The organism is Chthonobacter albigriseus, from assembly GCF_013839445.1.
Classification (GTDB): Bacteria; Pseudomonadota; Alphaproteobacteria; order Rhizobiales; family Pleomorphomonadaceae; genus Chthonobacter; species Chthonobacter albigriseus.
Window position 1 is genome coordinate 45,010 of record NZ_JACDIT010000003.1, and the last position, 17,889, is coordinate 62,898.

Below are 17,889 nucleotides of genomic sequence, written 5' to 3' on the forward strand. Positions count from 1 at the left end.
CCCGCCCTCCTCAGTGCCGGCCACCCTCGAGGTACGCGGCGCGCACCTCGGGGTTCTCCAGCAGTTCGCGGCCCGACCCGGTCATCGTGATCACGCCGTTGACCATCACATAGGCCCGATGCGCGAGCTTCAGCGCGTGGTAGGCGTTCTGTTCCACCAGGAACACGGTGAGCCCCTGCGTGCGGTTCAGCTCGCGGATCGCGTCGAAGATCTGCTTCACGATCAGCGGGGCCAGGCCCAGCGACGGCTCGTCCAGCATCAGCAGCTTGGGACGGGCCATCAGCGCGCGGGCGATGGCGAGCATCTGCTGCTCGCCGCCGGACAGCGTGCCGCCGCGCTGGTTCAGGCGCTCCTTCAGGCGCGGGAAGAGAACGAACATCTTCTCCGCGTCCTCATCGAAGTATTTGAGGCCGTCCAGCGACGCCCCCATCTGCAGGTTTTCCAGCACGGTCATGCGCGGGAAGATCCGTCGCCCTTCCGGGCTCTGCGCGATCCGCAGCCGGGCGATCTCGTGCGGCGGCATCCGCGTGATGTCCTGGCCCTGGTAGGTGATCCGGCCTTCCCGCGCCTGCGGGCTGCCGAACACCGTCATCATCAGGGTGGACTTGCCGGCACCATTGGCGCCGATCAGCGTGACGATCTCGCCCGGATGGACATCCACGTCCACGCCCTTCAGCGCAATGATGTTGCCGTAGTAGGTCTTCACGCCGCGGATGGCGAGCAGCGGCGAACCGTTGGTGGCGGTCATCAGTTCGCCTCCCCGGTCAGGACGTCGAGTTGATGCTCCACCGTCTCCACTTCCTCGTCGTCGACGCCCAGATAGGCCGCGATGACCTTCGGGTCGCTCTTCACTTCGGCCGGCGTGCCGTCGGAGATCTTGGTGCCGTATTCCAGCACGACCACGTGGTCGGAGATCTCCATCACCACCGACATGTCATGCTCGATGAGCAGCAGCGAAGTCCCCTCCGTCTCGCGGATGCCGAGCAGGAGCTGGTTGAGTTCGGCGGACTCGCGGGGATTGAGGCCCGCTGCCGGTTCGTCGAGGCACAGCAGTTCCGGTTCGGTGCACATCGCCCGGGCGATCTCCAGACGGCGCTGCGCGCCATAGGGAAGATCGCCGGCCGGATCGTCGGCCCGCTCCATCAGGCGCGTCTTGTCGAGCCAGTACTTGGCCCGTTCGATCGCCTCCTTCTCCTTGGCCCGATAGCCGCCGATGCCGAGCACGCCGAGGAAGGTCATGCCCGACGCGATCATCAGCGGGTTGTGCTGCGCCACGAGGAGGTTCTCCAGCACGGTCATGCCGGAGAACAGGCGGATGTTCTGGAAGGTGCGCGCCACCCTCGCCTTCTGGGCGATCTTGAAGTCCGGCATCCGTTCCAGGAGCCACTCGCCGCCCGCCCGGTGCTTCAGCTGGAGCATGCCGGTGGTCGGCTTGTAGAAGCCGGTGATGCAGTTGAACACGGTGGTCTTGCCGGCGCCGTTCGGCCCGATCAGCGCCGTGACGTCGCCGCGACCGGCGCGGAAGGTGAGGTCGTTCACCGCCACCAGGCCGCCGAAGCGCATGGTGAGATGCTGGACCTCGAGGATGGGATCATTCTCCCAGCGGTTCTGCGTGCTCATCAGCCGTGGCCTTCCTTGACGAGGTCGCCGGAGATCGCCTTGCGCTCGAAGAGCACGGCGGTCGGCTGGCGCGCGGAGACGAAGCCACGCGGCCGGACGATCATCGTGGCCACCATGGCCAGGCCGAAGATCAGCATGCGGAACTGGTCAGGATTGAAGTCGTTGCCGAACACCACCTTCAGGAAGGATAGTTCGCGCAGGAGCTCCGTGCCGCCGATCATCACCACCGCGGCGATCGCGACACCCACCATGGAGCCCATGCCGCCGAGCACCACGATGGCGACGATGACGGCCGATTCCATGAACACGAAGGATTCAGGCGAGACGAACCCCTGCCGTGCCGCGAAGAAGGAGCCCGCGAAGCCGGCGAACATGGCGCCGATGGCAAACGCTGTCAGCTTGGTGTTGGTGGTGTTGATGCCGAGCGACCGGCACGCCACCTCGTCCTCGCGGAGCGCCTCCCAGGCCCGGCCGATCGGCAGGCGCCGCAGCCGGAGCGTGACGTAGGCGGTGAGCAGCGCCAGCGCCAGGATCAGGTAGTAGAGGAAGATCTTGTAGTAGGCCGACGACATCGGCAGGTCGAACATCTTCGCGAAGCCTTCGGGCGAGGCGTCGAACTTGATGCCGAACAGCGTCACCTTGGGAATCGACGAGATACCCGCCGAGCCGCCGGAGAAGTCCTTCCAGTTGATCAGGACCAGACGGATGATTTCACCGAACGCCAGCGTCACAATGGCCAGATAGTCGCCCCTGAGCCGCAGCACCGGGAAGCCGAGGATCATGCCCCAGAACGCGGCGAGGATGCCGGAGAGCGGCAGCAGGATCCAAAAGCTGAGGTCGAAGTTGATCGCCAGCAGCGCGTAGGAATAGGCCCCGACCGCGTAGAAGGCGACGTAGCCGAGGTCGAGCAGGCCGGCGAGGCCGATCACGATGTTGAGGCCCCACCCCAGCATCACGTAGATCAGGATCTGGATGCCGAAGTTGTCTACCCACTTGATCGAGCCCTGTACCCCGAAGATGAGCACCATCAGGAAGGGATAGACCAGCAGGAAGAGCAGCGCCCCGCGGGAAACGTTGCGGGTCCGCGCGCTGGCGGCGGCCACTTCCTCCGGGGTCAGTATGGCCTTGCTCTTCTTGCCGCGGGACGCGATCGCCGGGAAGACGAAGGCCGACAGCAGGAAGCGTCCGGCCACCACGATGGCGGTGATCAGGAGGGCCTTGCCGAGCTCGTTCAGGACGACGAGCTCGTTGTTCATGTTCTGCGCCGTGCGCAGCCCGACGAGCGGGCCGAACAGCGCGAAGGCGATGATGCCGGAAAGGAGAGCGTCCTTCGCAGCCTTGCCGAAGTCGGGGCCTGCGGCCGCCGCTTTGCTGGATTCTGCCATGGGATCAGACCTTCTCGACTTCGGGACGACCCAGGATGCCTTGCGGCATGAAGATCAGAACGACCACGAGGATCGAGAACGCGGCGACGTTCTTGTAGTCGGCCGACACGTACTGGCCCCACAGCGTCTCGATCAGGCCGATCAGCAATCCGCCGAGAACCGCTCCGGGCAGCGAGCCGATGCCCCCGAGCACGGCCGCGGTGAACGCCATGATGCCCGGCGCGAAGCCGTCGGCGAAATGCACCACGCCGTAGTACATCAGGAACAGCGTTCCGGCGACCGCGGCGAGCGCTGCGCCCATGACGAAGGTCAGCGAGATCGTCCGGTCGACGTTGATGCCGAGCAGGCCGGCCATCTTGCGGTCCTGCTCGCAGGCGCGTTGGGCGCGACCGAGCGGCGTCTTCTGGACGAGGTACCAGAAGGCAGCCAGGAGGATGATCGTCACCGCGATGATGATGATCTGCTTCAGGGACAGCGTCACCGCATAGCCGTTGGCGTCCCAGAGCGTGTAGACGTCGCGCACCATCGGCGGTGTCGGCTTGTTGCGCGGGCCCTGCGCCACCTGGATGAAGTTGGACAGGACGATCGACATGCCGATCGCCGAGATCAGCGGCGCCAGGCGGAAGGACCCCCGCAGCGGCCTGTAGGCGATCCGCTCGATCGCCCAGGACAGCAGGCCTGTCAGGATCATCGAGATGACCATCACGATGATCAGCGCCACGATCACAGACGAAACGCCCAGCCATTGCGTCAGGACCAAGAAGAAGATCAACGCAAAGAAGGCGGATACCATAAATACATCGCCATGGGAGAAGTTAACCATGCCGATGATGCCAAATACCATCGTATAGCCGATGGCGATCAACCCGTAGATCGACCCGAGGGTGATCCCGTTGATCAGCTGCTGGACGAAGATCTCCATACCGACTGACCCCCTGCGACCGCAGTGCGTGCATTTAGTTTTTTGCATCGCAATAATTAAGCGCGGTTAGGATTCCAATATCAGGCCATTTTGCGGAGCACAACTCACTCCGCAGGTATCGCAGGGGTATCCAGTGAAAACGGGGAAAAGCTCGGCAAATCAGCTTATGTCCGGAAGATTCGCTGACGTCTAAACAAGGAGCGGAGAAAGATACGGTTGAATGCCCGGTTAAGCCCGTCGCCTATTCGGAAAAACGCGGATATAGGCTGTTTTCCGCGCTTTGCCAAAGCACGGAAGGGCCGCTACATCCCTCCTTGCCGGTGAGCGATCGGCCGGGTCGAAGGATTGAAGATGTCTGAGGAATTGGGGGCGGTCACCATCGGCGGCGGCGATCAGGAACTTTCCGGCGCGATGCCGGCCGTTGCGGGCCAGCTCTTTCGCGACTGCATCGCCCGGGTCCCGTCGGCGGTCCATGTGATTACCACGGACGGTGAGGCCGGCCGCTGCGGCTTCACCGCCACCGCCTTCGCGTCCGTCTCCGACGATCCGCCGACCGTGCTCGTCTGCCTCAACCGCAAGAGCAGCCAGAACCCGATCTTCAAGGCCAACGGTCGCTTTGCCGTGAATCTGATGGCTGCCGGAACCCAGGCGATCGCCGACGTCTTCGCCGGCCGAGCCGGACTCTCCATGGCAGAGCGCTTCACCGCAGGCCACTGGGACACGCTGGTCACCGGCGCACCCGTGCTGGCAGGCGCCATCGGCACCATGGACTGCCTGCTCGTCGAGGTCGCCGAGGTCGGCACGCATACGGTGATGTTCGGACGGGTGGTCGGCATCCGCACCGACGACCCGACCGGCGCGGTGTTGACCTATCACGACCGCCGCTACGGCCAGTCCTGAGCCGGGCTTCCCCGATCAGACCGGGTTCGGCCGCCACTGCCGGCGTCCGCCGCGACACCGGCGCCCGCGCTCCGCTATAGTTGGCGCCGACTCAACCGCGCAGACCCGGTGCCCATGCGAAGCGGACCGCTCAACCTCATCACCGACGTTCCCGGCATCCGCGTCGGCAACGCCACGGACGAACTCGCCAAGACCGGCGTTTCGGTGGTGCTGGCCGACGAGCCGGCCGTCGCGTCCTGCATGGTGATGGGCGGCGCGCCGGGCACGCGCGAGACCGACCTGCTTGCCCCCGAGCAGACGGTGGAGCGCGTCGACGCGGTCGTCCTGTCCGGCGGATCGGCTTACGGCCTTGAAGCCGGCTCCGGCGTGATGAACGCCCTCGCGGAAGCGGGCCGCGGCTTTTCCGTCGGCGTCGCGCGCGTACCGATCGTGCCGACCGCCATCCTGTTCGACCTCCTCAACGGCGGCGACAAGCCCTGGGTCGCCGCCCAGCCCGGCCGCCCCGTGGATCCGCCCTACAAGGGCCTCGGTCGCCGCGCGCTCCTCGCCGTCGAACGCGATTTCAGCCTCGGCTCGGTCGGCGCCGGCACCGGCGCCAACACCGCCGGCCTGAAGGGGGGCCTCGGTTCGGCCTCCACGCTGCTCGACGACGGAACCACCGTCGGCGCGATCGCCGCGGTCAATGCCGTCGGCTCTGCCACACTCGGCGACACCGGCCATTTCTGGGCGGCGCCGTTCGAGATCGGCGACGAGTTCGGCGGCCTTGGTTGGCCGCCGATCTTCGTGCCCGAGGCCTGCGCGGTCCGCACCAAATTCTCCGGCGACCCGTTGGCCGCGACGACCATCTGCGCAGTGGCCACGGACGCCGCCCTGACCAAGGCACAAGCCCGCCGGCTGGCCGTAGCCGCCCACGACGGCATCGCCCGCGCGGTCTGGCCGGCCCACACGCCCTTCGATGGCGACATCGTCTTCGCGCTGTCGACAGGCCGCCGGCCGCTGGCCAACCCGGACCGCGACTTGCTGGTGCTCTGCGCTATCGCCGCCTCCACGCTGTCGCGCGCCATCGCCCGCGGCGTCCATGCCGCCCGACCCGCGTCGCGCGATCCCTACGTCACCTGGACGGAACGCTTCGGCAGCCTTTAGCCGGCCATATTCTTCGTTCAGTCCTCTCAGTCACTTGCCAGAACATGCTTTTTGCATTCTGCCGATTGGATTAAGCGGCCGGAAACGGCGCACATCTACATTGACGCGATGGTTGACCAGACTGCTTCCCAGCCCTACCGGCCAAGCCGGACCTATCGCCTGATCGCGACATCGCTGGTCCGGGCGCGCGGCGCCCTTGCGCATGCCGCCGCCTTCGGTCTCGTCCATGCGACCCTGGTCACGCTGATCACTATCCACGGGATCGGCGCGCGCGACATGGCGTTCGGGTCGCGCAGCATGGAACTGATCTCCACCTTCGCGCTCGGCTCCGCGCTCGGCGGCTTCGCAGCCTGGATCGTCGCGGCCGTCGTCGTCGCGGCGCGCCCCGTCACCGCCCGCTTCGCCGGCATGCTGCTCGCCCTGTCGGTCGGCACGGCCGGCGGCATCGCGACCATCTATTTCGTGGCCTTCACGAGCTACTTCCAGAACGTCCACGAGGGCATGTCGCTGCTCCAGTATGTCGTCGGCTTCGTGTTCGCCACCGCCAGCGTCGCCTACACCTTCGCCGCCTCTGGAGCCCCGCTGCTGATGCCGTGGGGCGTGGTCCCGCTGATCGGCGGCGCCGCCGCCTTCGCGCACCTCGCCGGCAGCCGCTCCGGTTGAGGCGCCCGCCCCTTCCTGCTACACCGCGCCCGACTTCTCCCCTCTGAAAGCCGAGGCGCCTGCCGATGATCCCGCGCTACTCCCGCCCCGAGATGACCGCCATCTGGAGCCAGGAGACCAAGTTCCGCATCTGGTTCGAGATCGAGGCGCACGCCACCGATGCACTCGCCGACCTCGGCGTCGTCCCGCGTGAAGCCGCCAGGACCATCTGGGAAAAGGGCGGCGCCGCGACCTTCGACGTGGACCGCATCGACGAGATCGAACGCGTCACCAAGCACGACGTGATCGCCTTCCTCACCCACCTCGCCGAGATCGTCGGCCCGGACGCCCGCTTCGTCCACCAGGGCATGACCTCCTCCGACGTGCTCGACACCTGCTTCAACGTCCAGCTCGTCCGCGCGACGGACCTGCTGCTGCGCGACGTCGACGCCCTGCTCGCCGCCATCGAACGCCGCGCCTTCGAGCACAAGGACACCGTCTGCATCGGCCGCAGCCACGGCATCCACGCCGAGCCGGTGACCTTCGGCCTGAAGATGGCCGAGGCCTATGCGGAGTTCTCCCGCTGCCGCGAGCGTCTCGTCCATGCCCGCAAGGAGATCGCCACCTGCGCCATTTCCGGCGCGGTCGGCACCTTCGCCAACATCGACCCGCGGGTGGAGGAGCACGTCGCCAAGGCCCTCGGCCTGGAGGTGGAGCCGGTGTCGACGCAGGTGATCCCGCGCGACCGCCACGCCATGTACTTCGCCGTGCTCGGCGTCGTCGCCTCGTCCGTCGAGCGGCTCGCCATCGAGATCCGCCATCTGCAGCGCACCGAGGTTCTGGAGGCCGAAGAGTATTTCTCGCCCGGCCAGAAGGGCTCCTCGGCGATGCCGCACAAGCGCAACCCTGTGCTGACGGAAAACCTCACCGGCCTTGCCCGCATGGTCCGCGCCTACGCCTTCCCGGCGATGGAGAACGTGGCGCTCTGGCACGAACGCGACATATCGCACTCCTCGGTGGAGCGCATGATCGGCCCTGATGCCACCGTGACGCTGGACTTCGCGCTCGCCCGGCTCACCGGCGTCGTCGACAAGCTGCTGGTCTACCCCGACCGGATGGTCGCCAACATGGACCGCCTGGGCGGCCTCGTTCACTCCCAGCGCATCCTGCTCGCGCTCACCCAGAAGGGCGTCTCCCGCGAGGACGCCTATCGCCTGGTCCAGCGCAACGCGATGAAGGTCTGGGACAGCTACCAGCAGGCCGGCAGCGCGGGCGTCGATTTCCTCGACGAGCTTTTGAAGGACGGCGAGGTCCGGGCGGCGCTGTCCGAGGCCGAGATCCGCGACAAGTTCGACCTCGGCTACCACACCAAGCACGTCGATACGATCTTCAGCCGCGTGTTCGGCCGCGCCTGACGGCCGGCTGCTCACGCGCCAGGATCACGCCGACCATGCCGAGCGCCGCCATGGAGACCACGGCGGTGGGTGCGGCGGCCCAGCTCCACCGCTCGGCCACGCTGGCCAGGATGGGCGCGCCGGTCAGGGCGCCCATGTTGCCGAACTGGACGATCAGTCCGGAATAGAGCGCCATCTCCGAGGCGTTGTCGGAGCGCTTGGACAGGCTGGCGAAGATCACCGAGGCCACCACGCCGCCGGCCGTGAACAGCGCCATCCCGATACCGATCAACGCGGCCATGTCGCCCCCGACCAGGAACAGTCCGGCCGACGTCAGCCCCATCGCGGCGAAAGCGACAAACGCCGACGGCAGATCCGGCGCCCTCAGTTTCTGCAGCACCGCCGCCACCACGGTTCCGGCGATCGCGAACGGCGTGATCGCCGACAGGACGGTTCCAGCTTCGCCGGCCGTCAACCCCGCGCCGGTGATCAGATAGGTCGGCAGCAGCGCGATCACGCCCACCTGCAGGGCGGCGAAGCTGAGGAAGGCGATGGCCAGTCCCATCAGCGGTCGCGACCGGTAGAGGCGCAGGTGCAGGCCGGGCGCTTCGCGCGCCATCGCCGCGATCCGGCCTGCCGCCGCCCGGGGAAACGGTTCCGGATCGCGGACGGCGAGGATCACCAGCACAGCCGTGACGCCGACGGCCGCGGCGCTTGCCAGGAACAGCACGCGCCACCCGTAGGCGGCGTCGATCGGCGGGCCGGCGATCGACATCAGCGAGACGCTGACGGGCACGAACGCGCCCCAGATCGACAGCGCCACGCCCTTGTCGCGGGGCGCCGCGACAGCCGCCATCAGCGCGGGTGAGGCTGCGCAGATGAAGAGGTAGCCCAGCCCCTCCACGATTCGGGACGCAAAGAAGATGGCGGGGTCGCTGACGAGCGCCGTCACCACGGCCGCGAGGGTCGACACGATCAGCGAGGCGATCAGCATCCGGACCAGCCCGAACTCGCCGCAGATCCGGCCCGCCTGCACGCCCAGGATCGCGCCGAGCAGCGACGTCGCCGTGGTCGTCCAGCTCGCCTCCACCAGATCGAGGCCAATGTCACGCTGCACGTCCACCAGCACGACGCTCATCTTCGCGGTCTGGAACATGCCGACCGTCCCTGCCAGGAAACCGAGCATCACGACGCCCCACCGGGTGCGGCTTTCCAGGGTGGCGGCGGTCATGACGGGCTCCAGGATTCGGCCGGCTCGACCGGCGCGAACCTCTATAGGCCGACCAGCCCCGTCCGCTCCAATTCATTTCATTGATCGGACCAATCAGCGTCCGGCGCGCCGTCCAGGATCTGCAAGCCGGTCCGCGCGCTCCGGACCGACCTGAGACGCCCTCTCGAACCGGCGCGGCAAACCGCTCGGCGCGGGGACTTGCCTTTGCCCGCGCCGCTTGCTGATGTGTCGGGCATGAAAACTGCTGAATGCGACATCCTCATCGTACCTGGCCTGGGCAATTCCGGCCCGGACCATTGGCAGAGCCGCTGGGAGCGCCAGCTCCCCACGGCCCGTCGCGCGCCGCTCGGTGATTGGGACGACCCCGACCGGGCCACCTGGGTCGAGCGCCTGGTGCAGGCCGTCTGCCAGGCGACCCGTCCGGTCGTGATCGTGGCCCATTCGCTCGGGGTGATGACAGTGGCCCATGCCGCTCCCGAGTTGGAGGGACGCGTGCGGGCCGCCTTCCTGGTCGCGCCGCCGGACACCACCCGCAAGGACATGCCGCCCGAGGTATCGCGGACCTTCCGCGACGTGCCCCGAGAACCCCTGCCTTTTCCCTCGATGCTGATCGCCAGCCGCAACGATCCCTACTGCGCCTTCGACGCAGCGGACGACTTCGCCGCGGCCTGGGGATCGCTGCTGGTCGATGCGGGAGAGGCGGGTCACATCAACGCCGCGTCCGGCCACGGCCCGTGGCCGGAAGGCCTCACGCGGTTTGCGACCCTGCTGCAGCGTATCTGATCACGGCTTCGCCGCGTCGATGGCTGCCAGCGCGCCGGCGGTGATGTAGCCGAGATCGCTCATCAGCGTGGCGAATCGATAGCCGCCGTCCAGCCGGCGCCGCGCCTCGGCGGGCGTCCCCGCATAGATGCCGGCCGGTTTGCCGGCGGCCTTGGCCCGCCCGGCGACCTTCGCGATGGCGGCCTGCGCGGCCGGCGCTTCGGTGTCGAGCGTGCCGCCGGACAGGGCGATGGAAAGATCGGCCGGACCCACGAAAACGCCGTCGATGCCCGGTTCGGCCAGGATGGCGTCGATCTCCTCCAGCGCCCGCCGCGTCTCGATCATGGCGAAGGCCATCGTCCGTCCGTTCGCTTCGGCCCGGTACTGCTGCGGCGTCACCCGATCCAACTGGACCGCCCGGGTTGGTCCCCACGACCGGGAACCGGCTGGCGGATACTTCATGAAGGCCGCGAACGCCCGCGCATCCTCGACCGTCTCGATCATCGGCGCGACGACGCCGTCCGCGCCCGCGTCCAGCAGCCTCGATGCCGTCGCGAATTCACCGACGGGAATGCGCACCAGGGAACGGCCGCCAGCAGCGCGGACGGCAGAAACGATGCGGAAGGCCGAGGCCAGATCCACCAGGCCGTGCTGCATGTCGATCAGCAGCGTGTCGAACCCCGCCCGCACCACCGCCTCGGCCACCAGCGGTTCCGGCAGGCTGATCCAGCCCATCAGGAGGCTCTCGCCTGCCTCGAACCGCTCGGCGATCGATATGCTCACGGCCGTACTCCATCACCTCGAGCGGACCGGTGTGTCACAACCACCGGACCGGCAGGATCGTCAGCCCTCGGTCTGCACCTGCTGGATCGCCGTCGCCAGCAGCTCGCTCATCGTTCGCCGAATCTGGTGCTCGGACTGAACGACGCCCTTCTCGTTAAGGTCGGCGCTGATCTTGCGGTAGACGTCCTCCTCGCCGGCTTCCTCGATGTCCGAGCGGATGACGGTGCGGGCATAATCCTCGGCGGCGGCGCCGGTGAGGCCCAACTTTTCGGCCGCCCACAGGCCGAGCAGCTTGTTGCGCCGCGCATAGGCCTTGAATTTCAGGGCCTCATCATGGGCGAAGGCCTCTTCGAAGGCCTTTTCACGGTCACTGAACGAGCTCATGGCAAACTCCCGTCGCGTCGACGAAGGAAAATCGGTCGGCGCCTTGCATATCGCCCACCCTACCCCAAATCAATCGGGTGCCCGAGTGGCAGAAAGGCTCATGCGTCCCTGCGGACGCTGCATCATGCACCCGATGCATGGCTGGGCCGCGGAAACGCGGTGTTCGATGCGTGTTCGGGATTGTTATCGGTGGGCCGATCGAGTAGTGTCCGCGCCACTGCGTCAGCGGGCGGACCCAATCCGCCCGCTTTCGTCACTTGAGCCGAGGCGTGCAACGGCCGTCGACCATCATCCCTATCGACCCGGAGTGACCCGGCTACATGGATTTCATCAACAGACCACGGTACATCCCCATGAACCGCCGACGGCGCATCTACGAGGGCAAGGCGAAGATCCTCTACGAAGGTCCTGAACCCGGCACGCTGATTCAGCACTTCAAGGACGACGCCACGGCGTTCAACGCGAAGAAGCACGAGATCATCGACGGCAAGGGCGTGCTCAACAATCGTATCTCGGAGTACGTCTTCACCCATCTGAACAACATGGGTATCCCGACGCACTTCATTAAGCGGCTCAACATGCGCGAGCAGTTGATCCGTGAAGTGGAGATCATCCCGCTCGAGGTCGTCGTGCGCAACGTCGCTGCCGGATCGTTGTCGGCCCGCCTCGGCATCGAGGAAGGCACGCAGCTGCCGCGCTCGATCATCGAGTTCTACTTCAAGAACGACGCGCTCAACGATCCCATGGTCTCCGAAGAGCACATCACCGCCTTCGGCTGGGCGACCCCGCAGGAGATCGACGACATCATGGCGCTCGCCATCCGTGTCAACGACTTCCTCGCCGGTCTCTTCCTCGGCGTCGGCATCAAGCTCGTCGACTTCAAGATGGAATGCGGCAGGCTCTGGGAAGGCGACATGATGCGCATCGTCGTCGCCGACGAGATCAGCCCAGACAACTGCCGCCTGTGGGACATCTCCACCGGCGACCGCCTGGACAAGGACCGCTTCCGCAAGGACATGGGCGGCCTTCTGGAAAGCTACACGGAAGTGGCGCGCCGGCTCGGCATCCTCAACGAGGAAGGCCCCGCCCGCACCGGTGGTCCGACGCTGGTGAAGTGAACCGGCTGGCCGTTTCTGCTATGTTGAACCCGCCGGAGTGCTCCGGCGGGTTTTTCTTTTCGCCCGGGCGAGGAAGGTCCGATGACCGAAGGCATCCGCATCGAGGCCCCCGAGGCCATGAACGAGATCCTGGAGCATGTGAAGCGCGGTGAGGAAGTCACCCTCCTCCAGCACGGCCGCGTGGTCGGACACGTGCGCCCCGTGGAGATTTCCGCTGAAGTGCAGGCGTCGCGACGGCGGGCAGTCGAGGGTTTCAGACGCTTGCGCGCGTCCAACCCTAACCCGATGACCACCGAAGAGATTGTCGCGCTGATCCGCGAGGACCGGGACCGCGACGGATGAGGGTGGTGGCAGACTGTTCCATCGTAGTCGCATCCGCACTCGGTGAGACGATCTCCGACCTGGTTGGTGTTTTCGAGAGACTGCTCCGACGTCCAGAGTTGGAGATCCTCGTGCCATCTATATGGCCGTCAGAGGTCGCAAACGCGCTTCTGATGGCCGAGCGGAAAGGTCGTATTTCGAATACCAGCCGACAGGACAGCCTTGCCCGCTGCTTCCAGTGTCTCCCCACCATCGAGCCACCCCCCACCGAAGCCGACCTTCACCGCATCACTGCGCTTGCCGTGCGCCACCGCCTCACGATCTACGACGCCCTCTACGTCGATCTCGCCGTCCGGACGAACTCCGTCCTTGCCAGTCTCGACGACGCCATGTTACGCGCCGCGCGGACGGAAGGGGTCGCGGTCCTCGGCGACCCGTGACTGAGAGGCCGGAGCACCCCATGAAAGCGCGCGTCATCATCACCCTGAAGAACGGCGTCCTGGATCCGCAGGGCAAGGCCATCGAAGGGGCGCTGAAGGGCCTCGGCTTCGACGGCGTCGATGCCGCCCGCCAGGGCAAGGTGATCGACCTCGATCTCGCCGATACCGATCCGGCGAAGGCGCGCGAGCGGATCGCCGCCATGTGCGACAAGCTCCTCGCCAACACGGTGATCGAGAACTACGCGATCGACATCCTCGGCTGAGGCCGCCATGCCCGGCCCGGAAGACGATACCGCCCGCATCGTCCGCTTCATGATCGTCAAGGCGGCGGTCTTCATCGGCATCCCGCTGGTCGCAGCCCTGCTCGCCGTGCTCTTCCTGATGCCGTGAGCGCGCCGCACCCTTGCTCTCTCGGCCCGGCGTGTCATCATCCGCGACCGAAGCCGCCTCTCCCTCGGGCGCACACCGATCTCTCGCCCCGGCCCTGATCGCCGGCGAGCGAGGGGCCTTGCCCGAGAGGATGCTGCCCGTGTCGATGATCCGCCCCTCCCGCCGCGACGTTCTCGCCCTCGCCTCCGCCCTGCTTGCCACGGCGGTCACCGGACCGGCCCGCGCCCAGGGCGCCCGCGGGATCGTCATCGGCGCCGGGATCGCCGGCCTCGCCGCGGCCCGCGCCTTGCGCGAGTTCGGCGCCGAACCGGTGATCCTGGAAGCCCGCGACCGGATCGGCGGCCGGATCGTGACCGACCGCACCTGGGCCGACTGCCCCGCCGATCTTGGCGCCTCCTGGCTGCATGGCACGGACGAGAACCCGATCGTGCCGGTGATCCGCAACGCCAAGCTGAAGATGCAGCGTACCCACGACGACGATGCCGTGATTCGGCTGCCGACCGGCGCCGAAGCCGACGGCGAGGCCTATTCAGCCCTGATGGACCTGGAGAGCCTGATCGACGACCTGGTGGCCGATCCATCCTGCCAGGGCGCAGGATCAATCGTCGACGCGGTGAAGGCCGCCGACCCTGAGCTCTTCGCCGCGGCCGGCCCGCTCGCCGCACTGGCGCTCTACAACGCCGTCGGCGGTGACTGGGCGGCAGACCCATCGGACCTCTCGGCCTGCCGCCTCGGCGACGACGAGGCCTACGGCGGATACGACGTCATGCTGCCGGGCGGTTTCGATGGCATCACGACGCACCTCGCCGCCGGCCTCGACATCCGCCTCGGCGTGACCGTCACCAGCATCCGCAAGGACGGTCCCTCCCTGGTGATCGAGACCTCCGCCGGCCCGGTGGAGGCGGACTACGCGATCGTCACGGTTCCCCTCGGCGTGCTGAAGGCCGGCACGATCGCCTTCGAGCCGGGCCTGCCGGCGGAGGTCACGGGCGCCATCGAGCGGCTCGGCGCAGGCGCGCTCGCCAAGACCTTCGTCCGCTTTCCCGAGGTGTTCTGGGACGACAGCACCGTCATCCAGCGTGGGGCCGAAAGCGACGGCTGGTTCGATTTCCTCAACATGAACCGCGTCGCCAAGGCGCCGGTGCTCGTATCCTTCTGCGCCGGGAGCTTCGCACGAGAGGTCGAGGCGATGTCCGACACGGACGCAGAGGCCGCGATCCACGAGGTCATGAAAGGGCTCTACGGAACCTCCGTCCCCGCTCCTGTCGGCCTGCGCCGCCACGCCTGGACGCGCGATCCCTTGGCCGGCCTGTCCTACTCCTACCCGAGCCTGGCCACCGGAGCGGACGATCGAGCGGCACTCGCCGCCCGCTTCGACGACCGGATCATCCTGGCCGGCGAGCATGTCAGCACCAGCCACCCCGGGACCGTTCACGGGGCGTTGGTATCGGGCGTCCTCCAGGTCAAGGCATTGTTCGGCAGTTGAGGCGCGCCAGCTCTGGAAACCGAAGGCCACGGCTCCCCTTTCGGTGGACTTTTCCGCCTGCTTCATGGCATTGAGGCGCCGAGATAAGCCTCACCGCCCGGAGACCCCCATGCGCTCGGCCGTCGTCCTCTTCCCCGGTTCGAACCGCGACCGCGATGCCGTCGCCGCGCTGACCAAGGTTACTGGCCGCGCGCCCGTGGTGGTCTGGCACCAGGACACCACCATCCCCGACGTCGACCTGATCGTGCTGCCGGGCGGCTTCTCCTACGGCGACTATCTCCGCTGCGGGGCCATCGCGGCCCGGTCCCCGGCCATGCTCGACGTCGCCCGCAAGGCGGAAGCCGGCGTCCGGGTGCTCGGCGTCTGCAACGGCTTCCAGATCCTCACCGAAGCCGGCCTGCTGCCGGGCGTGCTGATGCGCAACGCCAACCTGCGCTTCGTCTGCAAGCGGGTGAAGCTGAAGGTCGCCAACGCCGACACCGACTTCACCCGCGCCTACATGCAAGGCCAGGTGATCGACTGCCCGGTCGCCCACCACGACGGCAACTACTTCACCGACCCCGAGACGCTCGCGCGGCTGGAGGGCGACGGTCGCGTGGCCTTCCGTTATGCCGAGGGGACCAACCCGAACGGCTCGCTGAACGACATCGCCGGGATCCTCAACGAACGCGGAAACGTGCTCGGCATGATGCCGCACCCTGAGAACCTGATCGAGAAGCTGCATGGCGGATTGGACGGCCGCGGCCTGTTCCAGAGCGTCGTGGAGTCCGTCGCGGCCTGACGACCGACGGATTGCGGCCGACGCGCCACCCGGCTATCTCCAGCGCGTCCCCGGCGGCAGCCGTGGGCGAGCGGGAGCCGTGCATCCGATGAATTCAGACGACTTCGAAGCCTTCGCCGTCCGCGCCGCGCGCTGGGGCGTCGACTATCGCCGCACCCTGCGGGACCGCCCGGTGCGGCCCGCCGTGTCGCCGGGCGATCTGATCGGCCGACTTCCTGCCGCCGCTCCCGACAGTGCCGAGCCGATGGAGACCATCGTCGGCGACTTCGAGCGCCTGATCGTCCCCGGCATGACGCACTGGCAGCACCCGCGCTTCCTCGCCTACTTCCCCGCCAACGCCGCGCCCATGGCGGTGGTCGCCGAGATCTATGCCTCCGCCATCGCGGCCCAGTGCATGCTCTGGCAGACCTCGCCGGCGGCCACCGACCTGGAGCGCGTGGTCGTCGGCTGGCTCCGCGATGCGCTGGGCCTGCCCGCCGGTTTCGACGGCGTGCTGCAGGACAGCGCTTCCACCGCCACGCTGGCGGCCGTTCTGACCATGCGCGAGAAGGCGTTGGGCTTCGCCGGCAATCGGGAAGGCCTTGTCGGGCAGCCCCGGCTGCGCGTCTATGCTTCCGACCAGACGCACACCTCCATCGACAAGGCGATCTGGATCAGCGGGATCGGTCAGGACAACCTCGTCAAGATCCCCGGCACCGGCCCCAACCGCGGCATGGACCCAGCCGCCCTCGATGCCGCCATCCGCGCCGACCTTGAAGCCGGCCACCGGCCCGCGGGCGTGATCGCCTGCGTCGGCGCGACGGGGGTCGGTTCGACGGACGACATCGCCGCTGTAGTGGCGGTCGCCAAGAAGCACGCCCTCTTCGTCCACGTCGACGCCGCCTGGGCGGGTTCGGCGATGATCTGCCCGGAGTTCCGCGCGTGGTGGGCAGGAATCGACGGCGCCGACAGCATCGTCATGAACCCGCACAAGTGGCTCGGCGCGCCCTTCGAGTGCTCCGCCCACTTCGTCCGCGAGCCGGCCGACCTCGTCCGTACGCTGGCCATCCGGCCGGAGTACCTGAAGACCTACGGCAAGTCCGATGTGGTGAACTACTCCGAATGGTCGGTCCCACTCGGCCGCCGGTTCCGCGCGCTGAAGCTGTGGTTCCTGCTCCGCGCCTACGGTCTGGATGGCCTACGCCGGATGATCCACGACCACGTCGCGTGGGCTGAAGCACTGGCCAAGACGATCGCAGCGACGCCCGATTTCGAGATCGTGACCCCGCCGATGCTGTCGCTGTTCACCTTCCGATACTCTCCCGCCGGGGCCGCCGATCTCGACGACCTGAACATGCGCCTAGTCAACGCCGTGAACGACGACGGCCGAACCTACGTCACGCAGACCAAGGTGGACGGCCGGATCGCCATCCGCATCCAGGTCGGCTCCTTCGACGCGACCCGGGCGGACATCGAGGACAGCTGGACGGCCATCAAGGACGTGGCCGCGCGGCTGTAATCGGAGGCCTCAGCCGACATCCTCGAACACCCGCTCGTAGATCTCGGCAAGCGTGAGCGACGCCCCAATGGCGGCAAGGTCGAAACCTGCTTCCTGGCTCTCCAGTGTCCGCCAGCTCCACGTCCCATCCGACTGCCGCTCCGTGATCCGAACAAGCAACCGCGTCTGGTCGATGATAATGTAGTTCACCAGGGATGGAATGGATCGATAGGCGTCGAGCTTGGTTGTCTCGTCCTTTTCCCTGGTCGTCCGGGACAACACTTCCACCAGGACTGTCGGACTCTCGATCGCGGTGCTGTTGACCTGCTGCGGTTCGCAAGTAACGACCACATTGGGAAAGAAGCTGGCTGACGCGGACTGCACACGCGTGCTTTCAGAGTAAACGTCGCAGGAACGCCCGCTCCGCCGCAACTGAGCGGACAGGTGATAGGCGACATTGGCCACGATTCGGCGGTGGCGCGTGGTGCCGCCCACCATCATCTTGTAGATTCGCCCGCCGATGAGTTCCCAACGCTCTCCGTCGGGCATCTCGGGAAGGATCTCCAGGAACTCTTCGAGGGACCACGGCTGCTCGACCGGGCCGCTCGATTTGACGGTGCTCATCGTGACCCGGAACTCCAAACGGTCGGCCGGCGCTTCAGCTTGCGCCACTCGACCGGAATGAACTCACGGTCGCAACCTACCACATT

21 protein-coding genes are annotated in these 17,889 nt (G+C 67.1%); 13 read left to right on the forward strand and 8 right to left on the reverse strand.

The annotated features are described in order from the left end of the window. Positions 1-10 precede the first annotated feature (10 nt). From HZ321_RS10500 to HZ321_RS10515, 4 genes are read right to left on the reverse strand one after another with little or no spacing between them, the layout of a single operon-like run. Positions 11-748: an ABC transporter ATP-binding protein gene (locus HZ321_RS10500; protein WP_181702252.1), complete on the reverse strand. Its 738-nt coding sequence runs from the start codon at positions 746-748 to the stop codon at positions 11-13. Beyond that, positions 748-1,620 carry an ABC transporter ATP-binding protein gene (locus HZ321_RS10505; protein WP_181702253.1) on the reverse strand — a complete coding sequence of 291 codons (873 nt, stop codon included), beginning with the start codon at positions 1,618-1,620 and terminating at the stop codon, positions 748-750. Before HZ321_RS10505 ends, HZ321_RS10500 begins: the two co-directional genes overlap by 1 nt. Next, the gene (gene livM / locus HZ321_RS10510) at positions 1,620-3,005 is read right to left on the reverse strand and encodes a high-affinity branched-chain amino acid ABC transporter permease LivM (protein ID WP_181702254.1); all 1,386 of its coding nucleotides are present in this window, start codon (positions 3,003-3,005) and stop codon (positions 1,620-1,622) included. The genes HZ321_RS10505 and livM overlap by 1 nt, the downstream gene beginning before the upstream one ends. 4 nt (positions 3,006-3,009) lie before the next feature. Then, entirely contained in the window at positions 3,010-3,927 is a 918-nt protein-coding gene (locus HZ321_RS10515) for a branched-chain amino acid ABC transporter permease (protein ID WP_181702255.1), read from the reverse strand. A 351-nt stretch (positions 3,928-4,278) separates the two neighbouring features. Between HZ321_RS10515 and HZ321_RS10520 the strand changes: the two genes are divergently transcribed. From HZ321_RS10520 to purB, 4 genes are all read left to right on the forward strand, one after another. Beyond that, entirely contained in the window at positions 4,279-4,827 is a 549-nt protein-coding gene (locus HZ321_RS10520) for a flavin reductase (RefSeq protein WP_244635788.1), read from the forward strand. 114 nt (positions 4,828-4,941) lie between these two features. Beyond that, positions 4,942-5,970, forward strand: a complete 1,029-nt coding sequence (locus HZ321_RS10525) for a P1 family peptidase (protein WP_181702256.1) — start codon at positions 4,942-4,944, stop codon at positions 5,968-5,970. A 108-nt stretch (positions 5,971-6,078) separates the two neighbouring features. Then, positions 6,079-6,633, forward strand: a complete 555-nt coding sequence (locus HZ321_RS10530; protein ID WP_181702257.1) for a hypothetical protein — start codon at positions 6,079-6,081, stop codon at positions 6,631-6,633. Positions 6,634-6,698: 65 nt separating this feature from the next. After that, a complete protein-coding gene (gene purB / locus HZ321_RS10535; protein WP_181702258.1) occupies positions 6,699-8,027 on the forward strand; it encodes an adenylosuccinate lyase in 1,329 nt (442 codons plus the stop codon). On the opposite strand, the gene HZ321_RS10540 is transcribed toward purB, so the two are convergent. After that, the gene (locus HZ321_RS10540) at positions 8,002-9,237 is read right to left on the reverse strand and encodes an MFS transporter (RefSeq protein ID WP_181702259.1); all 1,236 of its coding nucleotides are present in this window, start codon (positions 9,235-9,237) and stop codon (positions 8,002-8,004) included. The two genes, purB and HZ321_RS10540, sit on opposite strands and share 26 nt — an antisense overlap. 234 nt (positions 9,238-9,471) lie before the next feature. On the opposite strand from HZ321_RS10540, the gene HZ321_RS10545 reads away from it, so the two are divergent. Then, positions 9,472-10,020 carry an RBBP9/YdeN family alpha/beta hydrolase gene (locus tag HZ321_RS10545; protein ID WP_181702260.1) on the forward strand — a complete coding sequence of 183 codons (549 nt, stop codon included), beginning with the start codon at positions 9,472-9,474 and terminating at the stop codon, positions 10,018-10,020. On the opposite strand, the gene HZ321_RS10550 is transcribed toward HZ321_RS10545, so the two are convergent. Together HZ321_RS10550 and HZ321_RS10555 are read right to left on the reverse strand one after the other, a co-directional pair. Further along, a complete protein-coding gene (locus HZ321_RS10550; protein WP_181702261.1) occupies positions 10,021-10,782 on the reverse strand; it encodes an aldolase/citrate lyase family protein in 762 nt (253 codons plus the stop codon). Between the two features lie 60 nt (positions 10,783-10,842). Then, positions 10,843-11,166 (reverse strand): DUF1476 domain-containing protein, encoded by a 324-nt coding sequence (locus HZ321_RS10555; RefSeq protein ID WP_181702262.1) that lies wholly within the window; start codon positions 11,164-11,166, stop codon positions 10,843-10,845. Between the two features lie 320 nt (positions 11,167-11,486). Here HZ321_RS10555 and purC point away from each other — a divergent pair, with 320 nt between their 5' ends. From purC to HZ321_RS10590, 8 genes are all read left to right on the forward strand, one after another. After that, positions 11,487-12,284, forward strand: coding sequence for a phosphoribosylaminoimidazolesuccinocarboxamide synthase (gene purC, locus HZ321_RS10560; protein WP_181702263.1), 798 nt, complete (start codon positions 11,487-11,489; stop codon positions 12,282-12,284). Positions 12,285-12,365: 81 nt separating this feature from the next. Further along, positions 12,366-12,626: a hypothetical protein gene (locus HZ321_RS10565; RefSeq protein ID WP_181702264.1), complete on the forward strand. Its 261-nt coding sequence runs from the start codon at positions 12,366-12,368 to the stop codon at positions 12,624-12,626. Continuing rightward, entirely contained in the window at positions 12,623-13,045 is a 423-nt protein-coding gene (locus tag HZ321_RS10570; protein ID WP_181702265.1) for a type II toxin-antitoxin system VapC family toxin, read from the forward strand. The genes HZ321_RS10565 and HZ321_RS10570 overlap by 4 nt, the downstream gene beginning before the upstream one ends. A gap of 20 nt (positions 13,046-13,065) precedes the next feature. Continuing rightward, the gene (gene purS / locus HZ321_RS10575; RefSeq protein ID WP_181702266.1) at positions 13,066-13,308 is read left to right on the forward strand and encodes a phosphoribosylformylglycinamidine synthase subunit PurS; all 243 of its coding nucleotides are present in this window, start codon (positions 13,066-13,068) and stop codon (positions 13,306-13,308) included. Positions 13,309-13,315: 7 nt separating this feature from the next. Beyond that, entirely contained in the window at positions 13,316-13,435 is a 120-nt protein-coding gene (locus HZ321_RS21665) for a phosphoribosylformylglycinamidine synthase-associated small membrane protein (protein ID WP_194304010.1), read from the forward strand. Positions 13,436-13,580: 145 nt separating this feature from the next. Then, positions 13,581-14,921 (forward strand): flavin monoamine oxidase family protein, encoded by a 1,341-nt coding sequence (locus tag HZ321_RS10580; protein WP_244635810.1) that lies wholly within the window; start codon positions 13,581-13,583, stop codon positions 14,919-14,921. Between the two features lie 109 nt (positions 14,922-15,030). Next, complete coding sequence (gene purQ, locus HZ321_RS10585) at positions 15,031-15,702, forward strand: phosphoribosylformylglycinamidine synthase subunit PurQ (RefSeq protein ID WP_181702268.1); 672 nt, start codon at positions 15,031-15,033, stop codon at positions 15,700-15,702. Positions 15,703-15,790: 88 nt separating this feature from the next. Further along, the gene (locus HZ321_RS10590; RefSeq protein ID WP_181702269.1) at positions 15,791-17,200 is read left to right on the forward strand and encodes a pyridoxal phosphate-dependent decarboxylase family protein; all 1,410 of its coding nucleotides are present in this window, start codon (positions 15,791-15,793) and stop codon (positions 17,198-17,200) included. A gap of 9 nt (positions 17,201-17,209) precedes the next feature. Here the strand turns inward: HZ321_RS10590 and HZ321_RS10595 are convergent, their stop codons facing one another. Next, on the reverse strand, positions 17,210-17,803 hold the full coding sequence (locus HZ321_RS10595; RefSeq protein ID WP_181702270.1) for a Uma2 family endonuclease: 594 nt from the start codon (positions 17,801-17,803) through the stop codon (positions 17,210-17,212). Positions 17,804-17,889: the final 86 nt, after the last annotated feature.

What these genes read in the sequence shown, in the direction of transcription:
- HZ321_RS10500 (WP_181702252.1), bottom strand. Translation starts at nt 748, where the DNA reads ATGACCGCCACCAACGGTTCGCCGCTGCTCGCCATCCGCGGCGTGAAG.
- HZ321_RS10505 (WP_181702253.1), bottom strand. Translation starts at nt 1,620, where the DNA reads ATGAGCACGCAGAACCGCTGGGAGAATGATCCCATCCTCGAGGTCCAG.
- livM (WP_181702254.1), bottom strand. Translation starts at nt 3,005, where the DNA reads ATGGCAGAATCCAGCAAAGCGGCGGCCGCAGGCCCCGACTTCGGCAAG.
- HZ321_RS10515 (WP_181702255.1), bottom strand. Translation starts at nt 3,927, where the DNA reads ATGGAGATCTTCGTCCAGCAGCTGATCAACGGGATCACCCTCGGGTCG.
- HZ321_RS10520 (WP_244635788.1), top strand. Translation starts at nt 4,279, where the DNA reads ATGTCTGAGGAATTGGGGGCGGTCACCATCGGCGGCGGCGATCAGGAA.
- HZ321_RS10525 (WP_181702256.1), top strand. Translation starts at nt 4,942, where the DNA reads ATGCGAAGCGGACCGCTCAACCTCATCACCGACGTTCCCGGCATCCGC.
- HZ321_RS10530 (WP_181702257.1), top strand. Translation starts at nt 6,079, where the DNA reads ATGGTTGACCAGACTGCTTCCCAGCCCTACCGGCCAAGCCGGACCTAT.
- purB (WP_181702258.1), top strand. Translation starts at nt 6,699, where the DNA reads ATGATCCCGCGCTACTCCCGCCCCGAGATGACCGCCATCTGGAGCCAG.
- HZ321_RS10540 (WP_181702259.1), bottom strand. Translation starts at nt 9,237, where the DNA reads ATGACCGCCGCCACCCTGGAAAGCCGCACCCGGTGGGGCGTCGTGATG.
- HZ321_RS10545 (WP_181702260.1), top strand. Translation starts at nt 9,472, where the DNA reads ATGAAAACTGCTGAATGCGACATCCTCATCGTACCTGGCCTGGGCAAT.
- HZ321_RS10555 (WP_181702262.1), bottom strand. Translation starts at nt 11,166, where the DNA reads ATGAGCTCGTTCAGTGACCGTGAAAAGGCCTTCGAAGAGGCCTTCGCC.
- purC (WP_181702263.1), top strand. Translation starts at nt 11,487, where the DNA reads ATGGATTTCATCAACAGACCACGGTACATCCCCATGAACCGCCGACGG.
- HZ321_RS10565 (WP_181702264.1), top strand. Translation starts at nt 12,366, where the DNA reads ATGACCGAAGGCATCCGCATCGAGGCCCCCGAGGCCATGAACGAGATC.
- HZ321_RS10570 (WP_181702265.1), top strand. Translation starts at nt 12,623, where the DNA reads ATGAGGGTGGTGGCAGACTGTTCCATCGTAGTCGCATCCGCACTCGGT.
- purS (WP_181702266.1), top strand. Translation starts at nt 13,066, where the DNA reads ATGAAAGCGCGCGTCATCATCACCCTGAAGAACGGCGTCCTGGATCCG.
- HZ321_RS21665 (WP_194304010.1), top strand. Translation starts at nt 13,316, where the DNA reads ATGCCCGGCCCGGAAGACGATACCGCCCGCATCGTCCGCTTCATGATC.
- HZ321_RS10580 (WP_244635810.1), top strand. Translation starts at nt 13,581, where the DNA reads ATGATCCGCCCCTCCCGCCGCGACGTTCTCGCCCTCGCCTCCGCCCTG.
- purQ (WP_181702268.1), top strand. Translation starts at nt 15,031, where the DNA reads ATGCGCTCGGCCGTCGTCCTCTTCCCCGGTTCGAACCGCGACCGCGAT.
- HZ321_RS10590 (WP_181702269.1), top strand. Translation starts at nt 15,791, where the DNA reads ATGAATTCAGACGACTTCGAAGCCTTCGCCGTCCGCGCCGCGCGCTGG.
- HZ321_RS10595 (WP_181702270.1), bottom strand. Translation starts at nt 17,803, where the DNA reads ATGAGCACCGTCAAATCGAGCGGCCCGGTCGAGCAGCCGTGGTCCCTC.